General features: G+C 74.5%; 14 protein-coding genes. 3 read left to right on the forward strand and 11 right to left on the reverse strand.

The genetic code is table 11. The annotated features are described in order from the left end of the window. Positions 1-38 precede the first annotated feature (38 nt). Positions 39-1,124, reverse strand: coding sequence for a prephenate dehydrogenase (locus ACZ47G_RS36910; RefSeq protein ID WP_465750429.1), 1,086 nt, complete (start codon positions 1,122-1,124; stop codon positions 39-41). Positions 1,125-1,527: 403 nt separating this feature from the next. On the opposite strand from ACZ47G_RS36910, the gene ACZ47G_RS36915 reads away from it, so the two are divergent. From ACZ47G_RS36915 to ACZ47G_RS36925, 3 genes are read left to right on the forward strand one after another with little or no spacing between them, the layout of a single operon-like run. Next, positions 1,528-3,873 carry a DUF4139 domain-containing protein gene (locus ACZ47G_RS36915; protein ID WP_465750431.1) on the forward strand — a complete coding sequence of 782 codons (2,346 nt, stop codon included), beginning with the start codon at positions 1,528-1,530 and terminating at the stop codon, positions 3,871-3,873. 3 nt (positions 3,874-3,876) lie between these two features. Continuing rightward, a complete protein-coding gene (locus ACZ47G_RS36920) occupies positions 3,877-5,424 on the forward strand; it encodes a mucoidy inhibitor MuiA family protein (RefSeq protein ID WP_465750433.1) in 1,548 nt (515 codons plus the stop codon). Between the two features lie 53 nt (positions 5,425-5,477). Then, positions 5,478-5,840, forward strand: coding sequence for a DUF952 domain-containing protein (locus ACZ47G_RS36925; RefSeq protein ID WP_465750435.1), 363 nt, complete (start codon positions 5,478-5,480; stop codon positions 5,838-5,840). Between the two features lie 27 nt (positions 5,841-5,867). Here the strand turns inward: ACZ47G_RS36925 and ACZ47G_RS36930 are convergent, their stop codons facing one another. The 10 genes from ACZ47G_RS36930 to ACZ47G_RS36975 all read right to left on the reverse strand — a co-directional run bounded on the left by ACZ47G_RS36930 (position 5,868) and on the right by ACZ47G_RS36975 (position 18,719). Then, a complete protein-coding gene (locus ACZ47G_RS36930) occupies positions 5,868-6,875 on the reverse strand; it encodes a TrmB family transcriptional regulator (RefSeq protein WP_465750437.1) in 1,008 nt (335 codons plus the stop codon). 226 nt (positions 6,876-7,101) lie between these two features. Further along, positions 7,102-8,517, reverse strand: coding sequence for a pseudouridine synthase (locus ACZ47G_RS36935; protein ID WP_465750439.1), 1,416 nt, complete (start codon positions 8,515-8,517; stop codon positions 7,102-7,104). A gap of 62 nt (positions 8,518-8,579) precedes the next feature. Then, entirely contained in the window at positions 8,580-9,257 is a 678-nt protein-coding gene (scpB, locus tag ACZ47G_RS36940; protein ID WP_465750474.1) for an SMC-Scp complex subunit ScpB, read from the reverse strand. Between the two features lie 164 nt (positions 9,258-9,421). Continuing rightward, positions 9,422-10,372, reverse strand: a complete 951-nt coding sequence (locus ACZ47G_RS36945) for a segregation and condensation protein A (RefSeq protein ID WP_465750441.1) — start codon at positions 10,370-10,372, stop codon at positions 9,422-9,424. 146 nt (positions 10,373-10,518) lie between these two features. Then, complete coding sequence (locus tag ACZ47G_RS36950) at positions 10,519-11,130, reverse strand: hypothetical protein (RefSeq protein WP_465750443.1); 612 nt, start codon at positions 11,128-11,130, stop codon at positions 10,519-10,521. Then, positions 11,127-12,194, reverse strand: a complete 1,068-nt coding sequence (locus tag ACZ47G_RS36955) for a ParA family protein (RefSeq protein ID WP_369808367.1) — start codon at positions 12,192-12,194, stop codon at positions 11,127-11,129. The genes ACZ47G_RS36950 and ACZ47G_RS36955 overlap by 4 nt, the downstream gene beginning before the upstream one ends. Before the next feature lie 435 nt (positions 12,195-12,629). Then, the gene (gene ald / locus ACZ47G_RS36960) at positions 12,630-13,745 is read right to left on the reverse strand and encodes an alanine dehydrogenase (RefSeq protein WP_380463897.1); all 1,116 of its coding nucleotides are present in this window, start codon (positions 13,743-13,745) and stop codon (positions 12,630-12,632) included. 261 nt (positions 13,746-14,006) lie between these two features. Then, entirely contained in the window at positions 14,007-16,076 is a 2,070-nt protein-coding gene (locus ACZ47G_RS36965) for a tetratricopeptide repeat protein (RefSeq protein WP_465750446.1), read from the reverse strand. Between the two features lie 220 nt (positions 16,077-16,296). After that, positions 16,297-16,944, reverse strand: a complete 648-nt coding sequence (locus tag ACZ47G_RS36970) for an NUDIX domain-containing protein (protein ID WP_465750448.1) — start codon at positions 16,942-16,944, stop codon at positions 16,297-16,299. A 92-nt stretch (positions 16,945-17,036) separates the two neighbouring features. After that, a complete protein-coding gene (locus ACZ47G_RS36975) occupies positions 17,037-18,719 on the reverse strand; it encodes a CTP synthase (protein ID WP_465750450.1) in 1,683 nt (560 codons plus the stop codon). Positions 18,720-18,774: the final 55 nt, after the last annotated feature.

Consider the following 18,774-nt stretch of genomic DNA (forward strand, 5'->3'; position numbering starts at 1 on the left):
CCGACCGCCTCACCCCGACCGCGGCCACCCGACGGGTGTCAGTCCCGAACACTCCACCCGCTCGCGCGCAGCGCCGCCGTGAGCCGCTTGACGGCCATCGGCGCCACCGACAGCTGGACGAACCCGACCTGCTGCCCGTCCGAGTGCTCGATCAGGACGTCCTCGATGTTCACCCCGGCCTCGCCGACCTCGCCGAACAGCCGGCCCAGCTCGCCCGGCTGGTCGCCGAGCACCACCGCGACGGTCTCGTAGCGGGTGGGCGGGGCGCCGTGCTTGCCGGGGATGCGGGCCTGCCCGGTGTTGCCGCGCCGCATCACCGCTTCGATGCCCTCGGCGCCGGTGCGGCGGGCGCCCTCCTCCTCGGCCGCCAGGGCGCGCAGCGCGCTGACGGTCTCGCCGAGGTCGCCGGCGACCGCCTCCAGCACGTCGGCGACCGCGCCCGCGTTGGCGGACAGGATGTCGACCCACATCCCGGGGTTGGAGGCGGCGATCCGGGTCACGTCGCGCACGCCCTGGCCGGAGAGCCTTATGGCCGTCTCGTCGGCGTGCTCCAGCCGGGCCGCGACCAGCGAGGAGACCAGCTGCGGGGCGTGCGAGACCAGGGCCACCGCCCGGTCGTGCGCGTCCGCGTCCATCACGATCGGCACCGCGCCGCACAGCGCGACCAGCTCCAGCGCGGCGTTGAGGGTGTCGGTGTCGGTGTCGGCGGTCGGGGTGAGCACCCAGGGACGGCCCTCGAACAGGTCGGCGCGGGCGGCCAGCGGCCCGGAGCGCTCGCGGCCGGCCATCGGGTGACTACCGATGTAGTGAACGGTGTCCAGGCCCAGCGCGGCGATCTCGCTGCCCGGACCGGACTTCACACTGGCCACATCGGTGTACCAGTGCGCCAGGTTGCGGCGCTGGCAGTCCGCCAGCACCTTGCCGACCAGCGCCGGCGGGACGGCGATGATCGCCAGGTCGACCGGGCCCTCGGCCGGTTCGGTGATGCCGGCGCCGAGCGACTCGGCGGTGCGGGCGGCGTCCGGGTCCGCGTCCTCCAAATGGACGGTCAGCCCGCGGGCGGCCAGGGCCAGGGCTGCGGAGGTGCCGATCAGTCCGGTGCCGACGACGACGGCAGTGCGCATGGCGGGTGGCTCTCCTCGATCACGGTTCTCGACTGGACGGTTTGTCACTGGCGGTTCTCAACAGGTGCCGGTGTCACGACAGGAACCGGGGTCGACCGGGAGCACCCGGGCCCATCCTCCCACCCGACAGCCCCCGAAAACCCCGGACCCCGAGAACCCCGCCGACAACCTTCGTCCCCGGCAACCCCGCCCACAACCCCCACCCCCAACGGCCGCCCCTGGCAACCCCGCCGCGACACCCCCCCGCCCCGGCAACCGCGGCACCCCGCACCCCCGTCCCACACCGTGCACACGCCGTGCCCCGGGAAATCCGGCGACGCCCGGACCCGAGCGGGGCAGACTGGCCGCCCAGGGGGCGGCGGGGCGAGCCGCGGCACACCGGACGCGAACGAAGGGGTTGCGCATGGACCATCAGCGGGATGACCAGCGGGACGAGCAGCGGGACGAGCAGCGGGACGCACAGCACAGCAGCCACACCGGCCCGTCGGAACCCTCGGCCGTAACGGCCCATCCGGCCGTACCGGCCCATCCGTCCACCCTGGACTCCGTCGTGGTGTACGCCGAGGGCGCGGTGTGCCGGCGCCGGGCCACCGTCCCCCTCCCGCCCGACGGACGGCTGCGGCTGACCGGCCTGCCCAGCTCGCTGCACGCCGACTCGCTGCGCGCCCGGGTGCTCACCGGCCCGGCCGGCACGGCGGTCGTCGAGGCCCGCCTCGAAACCCTCGCCGAACTCCACGAACCCGGTGAACTCCCGCTACTGCGGCGCGAGTTGGACGAGGCCATGGAGCGCCAGGGGGCGCTGAACGAGCGCCACCGGCTGGTCCAGGCCGCGATCGCCGAGACCGCCGCACTGCGCGCCGTCCCGCCCCAGCGCCGCCCCGCCGAACCGCTGCGCCGCACCCCGGCCGAGGCCTGGCTGGAGCTCGCCGACTTCGTCGACGAGCGGCTGGCCGGCCTCCAGGAGCGCGCCGAGCGGCTCACCCGGCAGATCGAACTCGCCGACCACGAGCGCCAGTTGGCCGCCGACCGGCTGGACCGGGCATCCACCGCCGAGCGGACCGAACCCGTTCAGGCCGCCGACACCGTCCTGCTCACCCTGACCACCGCGCCCGGCACCCCCGCGCCCGGCACCCCCGATGCCGCCTTCTCTCCCCACTCCACCCCCGAACCCCAACTGGTCGAGCTGGAGCTGGAGTACGGCGTCCCCACCGCCCGCTGGGTGCCCACCTACCGCCTCAGCCACCGCACCGGCGAGTCCACCGCCCACCTGGTCCTGCGCGCCGCCGTCGCCCAGCACACCGGCGAGGACTGGACGGGCGTCCGGCTCGCCCTCTCCACCGCCGACCTGGAGCGCCGCACCGACCTGCCCAGACTCGCCTCGCTGCGGATCGGCCGCAGCCAGCCCGCCCCGCCGCCGTCCGGCTGGCGCGAACCCCCGGCCGGCCTGTCCGACCTCTTCACCGGCTACGACGCGGCCGCCGCCGACCGCCCGGCCCCTCGCCGCCCCGTCACCCGCGGCCCGATCGCCCCGACCCCGGCCCCGCGCCCGGTCCCGACCCTCGCCGCCAAGCCCGCCCGCCGCCGCGGGGGCCGCCCCGCCGGCCCGGGCCCCGAGTTCCTCGCGGACGAGGCCGCACCCGCCGGCGGCGGCTCCCTCGGCGTCCCGGAGCCCGCCCCCGCACCCCCGCCGCCGCCCGGCTTCGCCGGCTACGGCGCCCCACCCGCCCTCAGCGCCCCCGCGCCCCAAGCCCCGGGCAGTGCCCCCGTGCCCCAGGCCCCCGGCGGCGCCCCCGCGCCCCAGGCCCCGGGCGGCGCCCCCAGCCCCCAGGCCTTCGGCGGCGCCCCGCCCCGGGAGTCCCGCCGCGCCCGCCGCCGCAGCGCGGCCCGGCCCCCGGCCACCGGCGCCACCCCGGAGGCCGTCCTGCTCGACTACCCCGGCCTCCGGCTGGCCGGCCCCGACGACTCCTCCGGCCGCCGCGGCACGCTGCGCCCCGACCCGGCCCGGGTCGAGCGCGACGAGCTGAAGCGGTTCCTGCCCGGCGGCCACGAGGGCATCCAGCTGGCCCAGCTCGCCCTCCCCCGCCACGCCGTTCCGCCCCGCGAGTCGGCCGGCTCCTTCGACCACCGCTTCGACGCCGCGGCCCGCGCCGACATCCCGTCCGACGGCACCTGGCACACCGTCACGGTGGACGGCATCCCGCTCTCCGTCCGCCCCGAGTACGTCACCGTCCCCGCCGTCGAACCGAAGGTGTACGCGACCCTGGTGCTCGTCAACCGCACCGACCGCGCCGTGCTGGCCGGCCCGGTGGAGGTCACCGTGGACGACGAGTTCCTGCTCACCGCCGCCCTGCCGACCCTCGCCCCGGGGGGCACCAGGAGCCTGGGCATCGGCGTCACCGAGAGCGTCGAGGTGGCGCGCCGCACCGAGCTGCACGAGTCCGCCACCGGCATGCTGAAGGGCAACAGCACCGTCCTCGACCACCGGGTGCACGTCCAGCTGGCCAACCGGCTCGGCCGCGCCGTCACGGTCGAGGTCCGCGAGCGCGTGCCGGTCGCCTCCGACGCCGAGATCCGGATCGAGGAACGCGCCGACTGGCGGGCACCGGCCGTCCCGACCCCGGAGTGCCCGGCCGGCACCCGGCTCTGGCGGGTCGAACTGCCGCCGGGCGGCCGCACCGAGCTGGACGGCGGCTACCAGATCAAGATCCCGGCCGGAAAGGCCATCGTGGGCGGAAACCGGAGGAACTGACAGATGACCGAAGAGACCGTTCCCCTCCCCGTCACCGCCGTCACCTGCCTGGAGGACCGCGCCCAGGTCGAACGCTCGGTGACGGTCGAGCTCACCGGGGGTGTCCAGCGGCTGCGGCTGGGCCCGCTCACCGCGCTGGCCGTGGACCGCACCCTGCGCGCCGAGTCCGCCGACCCCGGCATCCGGGTGCTGGAGGCCCGGCTGGTGCGCACCTGGTCCCCGCGCGCCCCGCTGCCGCCCGGCCCGGCGGACTCCGCGCTGCGCCACCGGCTGCACGGGCTGGAGGCCGAGTCGCGGCTGGCGGAGCAGACCCGCGCCCGACTGGAGGCCCGGCTCGCCCTGCTCGCCCAGCTGACCGCGGACCTGCTGCGCGAGATCGGCGAGGGCGCCGGCGTCGGCGAGATCGAGCGCACCCGCTGGGCCCGCGAGCTGGACCGGGTGGACGCCGAGCGCGAGCGCTACGGCGAGGAGCTGCGCACCACCCACTCCCGGCTGCGCCGCCTGGACCAGGAGCGTTCCCAGGCCCTGCTGGCCCTGGACGCGGCCGAGGAGGAGCCCGCCGAACTGCACGCCCACCTGGAGCTCACCGTGGAGGCCGAGCGCCCCGGCCCGGCCGGACTGACCGTCCACCACCTGGTGCCCTGCGCCCTGTGGCGTCCCTCCTACCGCGCCGCCCTGGACGCCGGCAGCCTGCGCCTGGAGTCGGAGGCGGTGGTCTGGCAGCGCACCGGAGAGGACTGGACCGGCGCCCGGCTGACCTTCTCCACCGCCCGCTCCGCCCTCGCCACCGACCCGCCCGCGCTCACCGAGGACGTCCTGTCCCTGCGCGAGCGCACCGACGAGGAGCGCCGCACGGTCGAGGTCGAGCTGCGCGAGGAGGAGGTCACCACCCTCGGCCCGGGCGCCGCCGTCCCCGGCCTGGACGACGGCGGCGAGGTCCGGGTGCTGTCCGCCCCCGCCCCGGCCTCCGTCCCCTCCGACGGCCGGGCGCACCGGGTCCCGCTGGGTGCCTTCACCGTCCCGGCGGGCAGCGAGTACGCCTGCGCCCCGGAGCTGTCCCCGCTGGTCACCCAGGTGGTCCGGTTCCGCAACGCGGCCGGGCACCCGCTGCTGGCCGGACCGGTCGAGCTGGTGCGCGGCAGCGGCTTCACCGGCCGCGGCGCGCTGCGCTTCACCGCCGCCGGCGCCGACGCCGAGCTGTCCTTCGGCAGCACGGACGACTACCGGGTGGTCCGGGAGACGGACGAGCGCCGGAGCAGCGCCGCGCTGAGCGGCCGCCAGACCACCACCCGCACCGTCCGGCTGCACCTGTCCCGCTTCTCCGGCCCGGAGGAGCACGACGAGCAGCTGGTCACGGTGCGCGAACGGGTGCCGGTCTCCGAGGTGGCCGCGGTCGAGGTGCGGCTGCGCAAGGAGGAGTGCTCCCCGGCGCCGGACTCCCTCGACGCCGAGGGCATCGTCCGCTGGGACGTCCCGCTCGGCCCGGGCGCCCGCCGCAGCCTCACCCTGGTGTACGAGGTCTCCGCCGCCGCCAAGGTGGCCGGGCTGTGACCGGGAGGGCTCGTGACGACCGTTCAGAACCGGAAAGCGGGTACAAAAGGAACATGATCCTCCATCTCGCCCCCCTGGACGACTGGCTGGCCGACCCCGGCCGCCCGTACGCCACCGCGTCGCTGCTCACCGACGGGTTCATCCACTGCTCGGCGGACGAGCAGACGGCGCTCGCGGTGGCCAACGCCTTCTACGCCGACACCCCGGACCCGCTGATGGTGCTGCTGATCGAGGAGGCACTGGTGGAGCCGATGGTGAAGTGGGAGGCCCCGCACGGCGCCCCGCCGCCGGGGGCCACCCCGGGCGTCCTGTTCCCGCACATCTACGGACGGCTGAACCGCTCCGCCGTGCTCGGCCTGGAGAAGGTCGAGCGCGGCCCGGACGGCCGCTGGGCCTCCCTCAGCCCCTGGAGCTGAGCTCCTCCGAGGGTTCCCCGACAGGCCCTACAGCCACCCCCGCTCCCGGGCCGCCATCCCGGCCTGGAAGCGGGTGGTGGCGCCCAGCGAACGCATCAGGGCCTGCAGTCGCCGCTGGGTGGTCCGGGCGCTCCAGCCCAGCGAGCGGGCGATCGACTCGTCGGTCAGCCCGGCGGCCAGCAGGCCGAGCAACTTACGGTGGTCGGCGTCCGGCTCCGGTGAGGCGTCCCCGGTGCCGATCGCGGCCTGGAGCTGCACGGCGCGTTCCCACTCCGCCTCGAACAGGGTGTCCAGCGCCTGCAGCAGCGCCGAGGGGTGGATCACGTAGGCCGCGTCCAGCACGCTGTCGCCGACGCTGATCGGGATGATCGCCATCCGATCGTCCGAGATGATCATCTTCATCGGCAGGGTCGGCCGCACCCGGGCCTCCTCCCCGTCCGCGACGCCGACCAGGATGTTCCTCTCCAGCCGGCCGGGCCAGGCCACCGCCTCCCGGTCGTAGACGGTCCGGAACCGCAGCCCCTCCCGCAGCCGCCGCCGCTGCAGCGGCATCGCCGCCACCGGGTCCTGGATGTACGGCGGGCGGTCGAAACCGCGGACCTGGTACTGGCTGGTCCCGGTGATGTGCTCCAGCCGCTGGGCGATCGCCTCGCCGCCGGTCAGCACCTCCACCGAGTGCGCCGGGTCGGTGTAGCGCGAGGCCTCCCGGAAGGCGTCCATCAGCCGGTGCATCTCGGCCCGGGCGCTGCGCAGTTCGGACTCCCGGTGGCCGATCAGGGTCCCTATCGCCACGTCCGGGGCGACGGGCAGGTAGCGCTCCCGGTCCACCGGCGCCCGGGTGGCCATCCCGTGCTGCGCCAACCGGTCCAGCGCGCGCACGCTCTGCTGGAGCGTCAGGCCGCAGCTCTCGGCCAGCTCCTCCGCGGTGGACTGCGGACTGGCGACCAGCGCCGCGTACACCTGTCCGTCCGGCTCGGCCAGTCCCAACGGGCCGAGCGCGAGTCCGGCGGACCGCCCCAGTGCTGCATCGGACACGACGCCGTCTCCCCCTGTTCGCCCCGGAACACCCCTCCGGCGCCGGTGCTGGCGCGGTCCCGCCATGCGGCGGGGCGGTGGTCCGGTGGCCATCCTCGGCCACGGATCATGGCGCTGACAAGGCCGTGACCAGCGGTTGCGTCCCGGCTCACACACACGTCGGAGGGTCCCCCGCCACCACGGGCGGGGGACCCTCCGACGAACAACCGGTGAAGAAGCCGGGTTCCTACAGGCCGACCTCGTTCATCAGCTGTCCGACCTCCGGGTTGGTGAGCCGGCGCAGCCAGCCCGACTTCTGGTCGCCGAGCGCGATCGGACCGAAGTGGGTGCGCACCAGCTTCTCCACCGGGAAGCCGACCTCGGACAGCATCCGGCGGACGATGTGCTTGCGACCCTCGTGCAGGGTCACCTCGACCAGGTAGTTCTTGCCGACGTTGGAGATCACCTTGAAGCTGTCGGCGCGCGCGTAGCCGTCCTCCAGCTCCACGCCCTGGGCCAGCCGCTTGCCCAGGTCGCGCGGGATCGGGCCCTGGATGGCGGCCAGGTAGGTCTTGGTCACGCCGTACTTGGGGTGGGTGAGGCGGTGGGCCAGCTCGCCGTGGTTGGTGAGCAGGATGATGCCCTCGGTCTCGGTGTCCAGCCGGCCGACGTGGAACAGCCGGGTCTCCCGGTTGGTCACGTAGTCGCCCAGGCACTGGCGCCCGTCCGGGTCCTCCATGGTGGAGACCACGCCGGCCGGCTTGTTGAGCGCGAAGAACAGGTAGGACTGGGTGGCGACGGTCAGGCCGTCCACCTTGATCTCGTCCTTCTCCGGGTCGACCCGCTTGCCCTGCTCGGTGACCTGCTTGCCGTTGACCGAGACCCGACCCTGCTCGATCAGCTCCTCGCAGGCGCGCCGGCTGCCGATGCCGGCCCGGGCCAGCACCTTCTGCAGGCGCTCGCCCTCGGGCTCGCCGAAGGTCTTGGGCAGCTTGACGGCCGGCTTGTCGTGCCGGGCCAGCACGGCGTCCTCGATCCGGGCCTGCAGCTCGCGCGAGCGCTGCGGCTGACGGCGCGGGTCGCCCGGGGCGCCCTGGCCCTCCCGGCGCGGGCGCGGGGCCGGGCCGGGGCGACGGCCGGCGAAGCCGCCGCGGGCGGGGGTGGCGTTGGGGCCGCCGCCGAACTCGGGGCGGTCGTACTTGCGCTCCTCGGGCCGCAGCGGGCGGTCCGGGAAGCGGCGGTCGTCACGCCGGTCGTCCCGGCGCCCACCGTCCCGCCCGTACGAGCCACCGCGCGAACCCGAGCTGGAACCCGAGCCCCCACCGTACGAGCCACCACGCGAACCCGAGCCGGAACCCGAGCCCCCACCGTACGAGCCACCACGCGAACCCGAGCCGGAACCCGAGCCCCCACCGTACGAACCGCCGCGCGAACCCGAGCCGGAACCCGAGCCCCCACCGTACGAACCCCCGCGCGAACTCGAGCCGGAACCCGAGCCGCCACCGTACGAGCCACCGCCGTACGAACCGCCGCGCGAGCCGGAACCCGAGCCTCCGCGACCGCCGCCGCTGCTGCCGCCGTAGGAGCCGCCCCGACCCCCGCCCTGTCCGCCACGACCGCTGCCGCCGCCGCTGCTGTTCCTGCCGTTGCCACTGCTACGCATCAAAGTGTCCGTACGTCGTTCCGTCTGGGATGTGCGGTCGTTTCGGCCGACCTCACCTCCCCCTACCGATCAGGCGTTGCCCGATCGGCATCGCCACTGCCGTCCGCGGCCTGCGCGACAGCGGCGGCGACCGCCTCCGCGATCATCGTGCCCTCCAGGGACTCCGCTTCCACGTCGTCGACCTCGGGCAGGAAGGGAGCGAGCTCCGGCAGCTCGTCCAAGCCGCGGAGCCCCATCCGTTCCAGGAAGTATTTCGTCGTCCGATACAGGATCGCACCTGTTTCGGGCTCGGATCCGGCCTCTTCCACCAGTCCTCGCTGTACCAGGGTACGCATCACGCCGTCACAGTTCACACCGCGGACGGCGGAAACCCGGGATCTGGACACCGGCTGCCGGTAGGCGACCACCGCCAGGGTCTCCAGCGCGGCCTGGGTCAGCCGGGCCTGCTGGCCGTCCAGCAGGAAGCGGTCGACGGCCGCGGCGCAGGTCTCCCGGCTGTAGAACCGCCAGCCGCCGGCCACCAGCCGCAGGTCGAAGCCGCGCCCCTGGGCAGCGTACTCGGCGGCCAGCTCGCGCAGCGCAGCGGCCACCGCGGCCCGCGGCCGCTCCAGCACCCCGGCCAGCCGGTCCTCACCGACCGGCTCGTCGACGACCATCAGGATCGCCTCCAGCTCGGCCTTCAGCCCCGGCCCGACGGGCTCCAGCGCACCGGAAGTCGACGAGGCCGACTTCTGGTGCACCACCCGGGGCTCGCCGCCCTCCGCCTCCGGCACCGCAACAGGCACCGGCGCCGCCGCCCGGTCCGGCAACAGCTCGAAGGCCGGCTCCAACCACTCCTCGGTCCGCGGCTGCCCCGGCAGCCCGAGCGGGCGGCGCACCGGCCGCCCACCGTCGTTCCCGCCACTCATCGCCGCCCGTCCTCCTCCTGCGACTCCTGCGACTCCTGGGATTCCTGGGATCCCCGAGATTCCTCGGATTCCGCGGACTGCCGGGGCTCCCGGGCTCGCTCCGCGGCGCCCGCGGGCCGGTCGAACTCGTCGGTCACCTCGACCGGGCCCCGGCCCTCCTCGGCCACCCAGCGCACCCGCAGCTCGCCGAGCGCCTCCGGCTGCTCAAAGGCCAGCGCCCGCTCCCGGTACAGCTCCAGCAGCGCCAGGAACCGGGCGACCACCACCATGGTGTCCGGCGCGTCCGCGACCAGTTCCTGGAAGGAGGCCTCGCCGAGGCCGGTGAGCAGCCCGGCCACCAGCGCGGCCTGCTCGCGCACGCTCACCGGCGGGGTGTGGATGTGGTCCACGTACACCACCGGCTTCGGCTTGGGCTCCATGGCCTTGGCCGCCAGCTGGGCGAGCCGCTCGGGCCCGATGGTGATGACCACCTCGGGCAGCAGCTCCGCGTGCCGGGGCTCCAGCCCGACGGTCCGGGGCCGCCGCAGCAGTTCGTCCGCCCAGCGCTCGCCGAACAGCGCCGCCGCCCGCTTGTACGCCCGGTACTGCAACAGCCGGGCGAACAGCAGGTCACGCGCCTCCAGCAGGGCGAGGTCCGCCTCGTCCTCGACCTCGGCCACCGGGAGCAGCCGGGCGGCCTTGAGGTCGAGCAGGGTGGCGGCCACCACCAGGAACTCGGTCGCCGCGTCCAGGTCCCAGTCCGGGCCCATCGCCCGGATGTGCGCCAGGAACTCGTCCGTCACGGTGGCCAGTGCCACCTCGGTGACGTCCAACTTGTGCTTGGCGATCAGGCTGAGCAGCAGGTCGAAGGGACCCTCGAAGTTGTCCAGCCGTACCCGGAAGCCGCCCCGGGACTCCTCCTCGGTGGCGTTCGCGGCGCTGGCGGCTGATTCGACGGTGCTCGGCATGACGGTCCATCTTCACCCGCCCGCACCGGCCGCCCCGCCCAGGGGCCGCCGACACGCCGCCCGGCCCACGCCGCCCGGCCCACGCACCCCGGCCCACGCACCCCGGCCCACGCGCCCCGGGCCCGCGGCACGCCTCTGCGGGCGCCCTACCGGCCGCGCAGCCGCCGGACCAGGATCGAGGCCTCGCCGCGCTGCTCCAGGTCCGCCAGGACGACCGCGATGGCCTCCCGGACGATCCGCCCGCGGTCCACGGCCAGGCCGTGCTCACCGCGCAGCACCAGCCGGGTGTGCTCGAGGTCCATGAGCTCCTCGGCGGAGACGTACACGGTGATCTTCTCGTCGTGCCGCTCGCGCCCGGTCGGACGGCGCGGCGCGCGCCCGCGCGGCCGGGCCCGGCCGGCGGCGCCGGCCTGCTCCTCGGGGGCACCGGCGTGGGTGCGGCCGGCCGGCGCGGCGGCGGCACCGCGGCCGCCGGTCACGGTCGGCCCGGCCGGGGCCGCGCCCTGGGGCCCGCCGACGCGCTGGGCGGGCGGCTGCGCGGGCGACGGCACCGTGGCGGCCGACTGTTGCTCCTGCGGCGCCTGCCGGTCGTCCTGGGCCCCCTGGGCGGCCTCGGTACCCTCGGCGCCGTCCGTGCCGTTGACGGTCCGCGCGGTCTCCGGTCTGGATGCCTCGGCGGCCGGACGCGGCGCGAGGGACGGCGACAGCGCCATCCCACCGGTGGTCCGGAACAGCTCGTCGGCACCCGGGAGACTCACTCGGCGGGGCGGCACCGGTCGAGCACCTCCCTGGCGAGCTGGCGGTAGGCGGCGGCACCGACCGAGTTGGTCGCGTACGTCGTGATCGGCTCGCCGGCGACGGTGGTCTCCGGGAAGCGCACGGTCCGCCCGATGACGGTGTGGAAGACGTGCTCGCCGAACGCCTCGACGACCCGCGCCAGCACCTCACGACTGTGCACGGTGCGCGAGTCGTACATGGTCGCGAGGATGCCGTCCAGGCGCAGGTCGGGGTTGAGCCGCTCGCACACCTTCTCGATGGTCTCGGTCAGCAGCGCGACACCGCGCAGCGCGAAGAACTCGCACTCCAGCGGGACGATCACGCTGTGAGCGGCCGTCAGCGCATTGACCGTCAGCAGGCCCAGCGAGGGCTGGCAGTCGATGATGACGTAGTCGTAGTCCGGCAGGAGCGGCTTCAGGGCGCGCGCCAGCGCGGACTCCCGGGCCACCTCGCTGACCAGCTGCACCTCGGCGGCGGAGAGGTCGATGTTGGAGGGCAGCAGGTCCATGCCGGGGACGGCGGTCTTCAGCAGCACCTCATCGGCCGTCAGGCCCCGCTCCATGAGCAGGTTGTAGACGGTGACGTCGAGCTCCATCGGGTTGACGCCGAGGCCGACCGAGAGCGCGCCCTGCGGGTCGAAGTCGACGAGCAGCACCCGGCGGCCGTACTCGGCCAGCGCCGCGCCCAGGTTGATGGTCGACGTGGTCTTGCCGACGCCGCCCTTCTGGTTGCACATGGCGATGATCTGGGCGGGGCCGTGCTCGGCGACCGGCGCGGGGATCGGGAAGTACGGCAGCGGACGGCCGGTCGGGCCGACCCGCTCGCGGCGCTGGCGCGCGGCGTCGGGGGCCAGCGTGGCGGCGTACTCCGGGTCCGGCTCGTACTCGGCGTCCGGGTCGTCGTAGGCGCCGTAGGCGAACTCGCCGTAGGCCAGGCCGTAGGCCGCCAAGTCGGCGTCGTGATCGGTCACCGTGGTCACCTGCGCTGTGTTCTGGCGTGCTTCGAAGGTACGGAGTGCGACCGAGCCGACCTCGGCCGAGCCCACGGAGGGCTGCCGGGCCCCGGACTCCTCACTCGGCTGGCCGGCGGTGAGCTCCGCCAGTCCTGGCTGACCACCCCCGGGAGCAATTGTCGACTCATTCACAAGTCGTCTTACCTCCTTGGGCATCCAGGACTCTATGTCGATTCGTCAGCGTGGCAGCATGCCGACGGTTTGCGACTCTAGGCCGTTCAAGGCGTTCGCAGCAACACAATCCACGGTAGTGGGCACGATGTGTCGACTATCGGGCGGGCTGCTGTCAAGGGATGAGCGGGCCTATGACCCTAACGTTTCCGCGGGCCGCCGAGGGTCGGGTGACACGACCCGGGGGAATTGACGACAGAGCGACCCGCCCGCTCCCTCCGGTGTTCACGGGCACGGCGAAGCCCCCGACCCGAACGGATCGGGTCGGGGGCGAACGACCGCCGTGCGGTCAGGGAATCAGGCGAGCACGCTCTCCAGCGTGACCGACTCCAGGCCGAAGGCGTCGGCCACGGCCGGGAAGGTGATCTGGCCCTCGTGGACGTTCAGGCCCTTGGCGAGCGCCTCGTCACGGCGCAGCGCCTCCTTCCAACCGCGGTTGGCCAGCTCCAGCACGTACGGCAGGGTGGCGTTGGTCAGCGCGTAGGTGGAGGTGTTCGGGACGGCGCCCGGCATGTTGGCCACGCAGTAGAAGACCGAGTTGTGGACCTGGAAGGTCGGGTCGTCGTGCGTGGTCGGGTGCGAGTCCTCGAAGCAGCCGCCCTGGTCGATGGCGATGTCGACGAGCACGGAGCCCGGCTTCATCCGGGAGACCAGCTCGTTGGTGACCAGCTTCGGGGCCTTGGCGCCCGGGATCAGCACGGCGCCGATGACCAGGTCGGCGTCCAGGACGGCCTTCTCCAGCTCGAAGGAGTTGGACATGATGGCCTTGATCTTGGTGCCGAAGATCCGGTCGGCCTCGCGCAGCTTGTTGATGTCGCGGTCCAGCAGGGTCACGTCGTAGCCCATGCCGATGGCGATGGTGGCCGCGTGCCAGCCGGAGACGCCACCGCCGATGACGACGGCCTTGGCCGGGTGGGTGCCGGGCACGCCGCCGGGCAGCACGCCGCGGCCGCCGGCCGGACGCATCAGGTGGTACGAGCCGACCTGGGGGGCCAGCCGGCCCGCGACCTCGGACATCGGGGCGAGCAGCGGCAGCGCGCCGTTGCCCAGCTGCACGGTCTCGTACGCGATGGCGGTGGTGCCGGAGGCGACCAGCGCGTCGGTGCCGGCACGGTCGGCCGCCAGGTGCAGGTACGTGAAGAGGGTCTGGCCCTTCCGCAGCCGGTGGTACTCGGAGGCGATGGGCTCCTTGACCTTCAGCAGCAGGTCGGCGGTGGCCCACACCTCGTCGGCGGTGGGGAGGATGGTGGCGCCGGCGGCCACGTACTCCTCGTTGGGGATCGAGGAGCCGAGACCGGCGTTGTCCTCGATGTAGACCTCGTGTCCGTTGCGGACCAGCTCATGCACGCCGGCGGGCGTGATGGCCACGCGGTACTCGTGGTTCTTGACCTCGCGGGGGATGCCGACCTTCACGACTGAACACGTCCTCTTGCCATGGGGGTCCCGACCGGAGAAGACCGGTGGGCGACGCGCACGTGGGGAGCCTCCGGGCAGGCCGGGGCATGGGGATCGCTGCGCGACTGAGTTCGAGTGTAATGAAGCCCAGGCGGCCTGTCAGCCTTCCAAATCGAATAATTTCGCCGAACACATTGGCAGGTTCGTAGGCTTCCACAGGGACTTACCTGCCATAAGTGCCGTAGCCGGGCACTTCCGACGATACCTCCGAAAGTGCCCTCACCACCCGGCGTCGACGCGTTCCCGCAGGTCCGCGAGGGCGGCGCCGACGGCCTCCCGGCCGGGCTCGTCGCCGATCCGGCGCAGCACCGCCAGCGCGGCCCGGTACTCCCGGTCGGCCTCCTCGAAGCGGCGCTGCGCGGTGTGCGCCTCGGCCACCCGGGCCAGCAGCCGGGCCTCCGCCGCATGGTCCCCCAGCGACTGCCGCAGGCCGAGCGCCCGCCCGTACCAGTCGGCGGCGCGCACCGCGTCGCCGAGCGCCCGGTGGCAGCCCGCCGCGCCCTCCAGGGCCCGGGCGCAGAGCGGTTCGTCCCCGACCGCACGGGCGTGCTCCAGGGCGGCCCGGTAGTGCGCGACAGCCTGGTCCCAGCGGCCCGCGGCCACCTGAAGATCGCCCAGGTTGAGCAGCGCGGCCGAGGCCCGGCGGGGGCGGCCGTTGCGCTCGGCGACCGTGAGCACCAGTTCGTGCAGCCGGTAGAGGTCGGCGGGGGCGGCCGCGCCGGTCAGCGGCAGTGCCCGAAGCAGCGCGGTGACCAGCCGACCGGCCGAGCCGTCCAGGTCGCCCTGGCCGATCGCGTCGGCCACCGCGCCGAGCAGCAGCTCCCGCTCGCCGAGCAGCCAGTCCCGGGCCTGGTCGGCGGAGTCCAGCCGCAGCGCGGCGGGCAGCGGTTCGGGCGCCGGGCCGGTGCCCGGGGCGAGCAGGGCGCGGGCGGACTCGGTGAGCCGGACCAGCCGCTCCAGCAGCCGGGCCCGGGCGAGTTCGGTCTCGGCGGGCCGGTCCTCCTTCTCCCGCAGCCGGACCAGCCGCTGGTGGAGCCGCCCGGGCACCCGGTAGCGCGGGGTGCCGTCGGCGGCCGGGGCCTCCTCGCCGAGCAGCTCCCGCTCCGCCAGCGCGGCCAGCGTCGCGGCGGCCTCCGGCACCGGGCAGCCGACCAGGGCGGAGGCGGTGCGCGGGTCGGCGGTCTGGGCCGGGGCCAGCGTGAGGGTGCGCAGCATCCGCGCCTGGGCGGCCGGCAGCCCCCGGTACAGCAGGGTGAAGGCCCCCAGCAGCGGGTCGTTGTCGGGGACGGGCACCGGCTCGGCCGGCTCGGGCTCCGGCCTGACCCAGGTCGACGGGCCGCCGGCCGGCTCGGGCGCGGCGGGCGTGGCGGCGGGCTCCGCCGCCTTGTCCTCCGCCGCCGCCTGTTGCGGGCCCTCCTTCTTCTTCGGGGCCCCGGCGGTGCTCGGCGTCCGACCGCTCTTCCCGGCCTTGCCGCTCTTCCCCGCCTTCCCGGCCTTCCCCGCCTTGCCGCCCTCGGCGTCGGCCCCCGACTCCTCCGCCACCACCCGGTCGAGCTCGCGCGCCGCGTCCGTGACCGCGGTCTTCGGGTTGTCGCGCAGCCAGCGCGCCATCAGCCGCAGCGTGGCCGGCCGGGCGGCGCAGGCCTCGGCGAGGTCGGCCCCGCCGACCGGGTCGCAGGAGATCCGGGTGCCGCCCACCAGGTCGGCCAGCAGTTCGCCGGAGGCCTGCTGGTCCAGCCCGCCGAGGATCACCGGGTCGATGTCCTCGATCCCGGTGAGCGGCCCGGCCGTGGTGGCGAGCACCAGGCAGCCGGGCTCGTCGGCGAGCAGCGGCCACAGCTGCCCGGCGTCCCGCACGTCGTCGAGGAACAGCAGCACCTTGCGCCCGGCCAGCGCCTCCCGCAGTGCCACACCGCCCGGCTCGTCCCGCCCGTCCTCGACCGTCCCGGGCAGCGGCACGGCGGCCTGCGGGTCGAGCTGCTCCAGCAGCAGCCGGGCGGCCCGGCCCGGCGGCACCCGCCCGCCGTCCGGGGCGGACAGCCGGGCGAACAGCACGCCGTCCGGGTAGTCGGCGGCGACGGTCCGGGCGAAGCGGGCGGCCAGCGCCGTCCGGCCCGAGCCGGGGCGCCCGGCGAGCACCAGGACGGGGCAGCGGCCGCTCACCCGGCGGGCGGCGGCCGCCCGCAGCGCGGCCAGCTCGGCCCGCCGTCCGGTGAACAGCGTGGGCCCGGCGGGCAGCCGGTCGAGCCCCGGGACGGCGCCGGCGGGCGCGTCGGGGCCGGGATCCATCGTCGCCGTCTTCCTCGCCACCCGTGCCACTCCCGACGTCGTCCCGCGCTCAGCGCCCGGCGCGAAAAAGCGGGCGGCCCGGGACGGGCGCCCTGTCTACGAAGCGTAGTTCGACCGTCCGGCTGATCCGAGGTGACATCCGGTCGTACGAACCGGCAAATCACCCCAAGGAATCAAGCCCGGTCGTCCGCGAACGCCGTCGGGGGTCCGGGGCGGGCGCTCAGGCCTCGAAGGGGCGGGCCGGCCAGGGCGCGTCCGGACGGCGCAGCCCGTCCAGGCCCGCCGGGGAGGTCAGCGCGGCGTGCACGGCGAGGGCGCCGGTCACCAGGGTCGGGTTGTGCAGCTGCCCGGCCTGGATCAGCCGGATCAGTTCGGGCACCGGGACCCAGGCCACCTCGATCTCCTGCTCCTCGCCCTCGGCCGCGTAGCGCTCGCCCTCGGCGGCCGACAGGTCGGTGGCCAGGAACATCCGCAGCGCCTCGTCGGTGCCGCCCGGGGAGGTGTAGAAGTCGGCGAGGATCCGCCAGGTGTCGGCCTTGCAGTGGGCCTCCTCGTACAGCTCGCGCTGGGCGGCGTGCCACGGGTTCTCGCCGGGCACGTCGAGCAGGCCGGCCGGCAGCTCCCAGAGCCGCTGGCGGACGGGGTGGCGGTACTGGCGCAGGACCAGCACCCGCTGCTCGTCGTCCAGGGCGAGCACCGAGACCGAGCCGGGGTGGGTCTGGTAGTCGCGCCGGGCCCAGCTGCCGTCGGGCATCCGGACCTCCTCGCTGCGCACCCCGGTGACCTTGCCCTGGAACGGCGTGCTGCTGCCCCGGACCTCCCAAGCCTCGGCCGTGTCGGCGATCACCAGGTCGCTCCGCTCGTCCATCGCTCTCCCCTTTTCGTCAGTACGACACAATCTAACGCCGGACGGCGGCCCCGCGGGAATCGCGGGGCCGCCGTCCGGTGAACGAGCGGGGATTACTCGGCGGCCGGGGCCGTCTTGATCGCGATGGCGGCCTTCACCAGGCCCGCGAACAGCGGGTGCGGGCGGGTCGGGCGGGACTTCAGCTCCGGGTGGGCCTGGGTGGCCACCAGGTACGGGTGCACCTCGCGCGGATACTCGACGTACTCGACCAGGTCGCCCTTGGGCGAGAGGCCGGAGAACTGCAGGCCGGTCTTCTCGAGGTCCGCGCGGTACGCGTTGTTGACCTCGTAGCGGTGGCGGTGGCGCTCCTCGACGTACTGCTCGCCGCCGTAGACCTCACGGACGATCGAGCCCTCGGCGAGCTTGGCCGGGTACAGGCCCAGGCGCATGGTGCCGCCCAGGTCGCCCTTGCCGTCGACGATGGCCAGCTGCTCGGCCATCGTGGAGACGACCGGGTGCTTGGCGGCCGCGTCGAACTCGGTGGAGTTGGCCTCGGGCAGGCCGGCCAGGTTGCGGGCGGCCTCGATGACCACGCACTGCAGGCCCAGGCACAGGCCCAGCAGCGGGACCTTGTTCTCGCGGGCGAAGGTGATGGCGCCGACCTTGCCGTTGACGCCGCGGTCGCCGAAGCCGCCGGGGATGCAGATCGCGTCGACGTCGCCGAGCTGCTCCCGGGCGCCCTCGGGGGTCTCGCAGTCGTCCGAGGTGACCCACTTGATCTCGACCCGGGCGTTGTTGGCGAAGCCGCCGGCGCGCAGCGCCTCGGTCACCGACAGGTAGGCGTCCGGCAGGTCGATGTACTTGCCGACCAGGGCGACCTTGACGATGTGCTGCGGCTCGTGGACGCGGCGCAGCAGGTCGTCCCAGGTGGTCCAGTCCACGTCGCGGAACGGCAGGTCCAGGCGGCGCACCACGTACGCGTCCAGGCCCTCGCCGTGCAGCACCTTCGGGATGTCGTAGATCGACTTGGCGTCGATGGCCGCGACCACGGCCTCCTCGTCCACGTCGCACATCAGCGAGATCTTGCGCTTGATCGCCTGCGGGACCTCGCGGTCGGCGCGCAGCACGATCGCGTCCGGCTGGATGCCGATGTTGCGCAGCGCGGCGACGGAGTGCTGGGTGGGCTTGGTCTTGAGCTCGCCCGAGGGGCCGATGTACGGCAGCAGGGAGACGTGCACGAAGAACACGTTGTCCCGGCCGACCTCGTGGCGGACCTGGCGGACGGCCTCCAGGAACGGCAGCGACTCGATGTCGCCGACGGTGCCGCCGACCTCGGTGATCACCACGTCGACGTCCTCGGTCGCCATCCGGCGGATCCGGGACTTGATCTCGTTGGTGATGTGCGGGATGACCTGGACGGTGTCGCCCAGGTACTCACCGCGGCGCTCCTTGGCGATGACCGTCGAGTACACCTGGCCGGTGGTGACGTTCGCGGAGCCGTGCAGGTTGGTGTCGAGGAAGCGCTCGTAGTGACCGATGTCCAGGTCGGTCTCGGCGCCGTCGTCGGTGACGAAGACCTCACCGTGCTGGAACGGGTTCATGGTGCCCGGGTCCACGTTGAGGTAGGGGTCGAGCTTCTGCATCGTCACGCGCAGGCCGCGGGCCTTGAGCAGCGCGCCGAGGCTGGAGGCGGTCAGCCCCTTTCCGAGCGAAGAGGCGACACCCCCGGTGACGAAGAGGTGCTTGGTCGTCACGGCGCGGCCGTTCGCTGCCTTGCCGGAATGGGGCTGTGCCAAGAGGGGGCTCCCGTGGGTCGCGTGTCGAAGGTGACGTGGGCGGGAGGCTCTCGGC

The sequence above is a fragment of the Kitasatospora sp. NPDC030952 genome (assembly GCF_055571335.1).

Excerpts from the sequence above, each read along its gene's own strand:
- ACZ47G_RS36910 (WP_465750429.1), bottom strand. The coding sequence starts at position 1,124 with ATGCGCACTGCCGTCGTCGTCGGCACCGGACTGATCGGCACCTCCGCA.
- ACZ47G_RS36915 (WP_465750431.1), top strand. The coding sequence starts at position 1,528 with ATGGACCATCAGCGGGATGACCAGCGGGACGAGCAGCGGGACGAGCAG.
- ACZ47G_RS36920 (WP_465750433.1), top strand. The coding sequence starts at position 3,877 with ATGACCGAAGAGACCGTTCCCCTCCCCGTCACCGCCGTCACCTGCCTG.
- ACZ47G_RS36925 (WP_465750435.1), top strand. The coding sequence starts at position 5,478 with ATGATCCTCCATCTCGCCCCCCTGGACGACTGGCTGGCCGACCCCGGC.
- ACZ47G_RS36935 (WP_465750439.1), bottom strand. The coding sequence starts at position 8,517 with ATGCGTAGCAGTGGCAACGGCAGGAACAGCAGCGGCGGCGGCAGCGGT.
- ACZ47G_RS36945 (WP_465750441.1), bottom strand. The coding sequence starts at position 10,372 with ATGCCGAGCACCGTCGAATCAGCCGCCAGCGCCGCGAACGCCACCGAG.
- ACZ47G_RS36965 (WP_465750446.1), bottom strand. The coding sequence starts at position 16,076 with ATGGATCCCGGCCCCGACGCGCCCGCCGGCGCCGTCCCGGGGCTCGAC.
- ACZ47G_RS36970 (WP_465750448.1), bottom strand. The coding sequence starts at position 16,944 with ATGGACGAGCGGAGCGACCTGGTGATCGCCGACACGGCCGAGGCTTGG.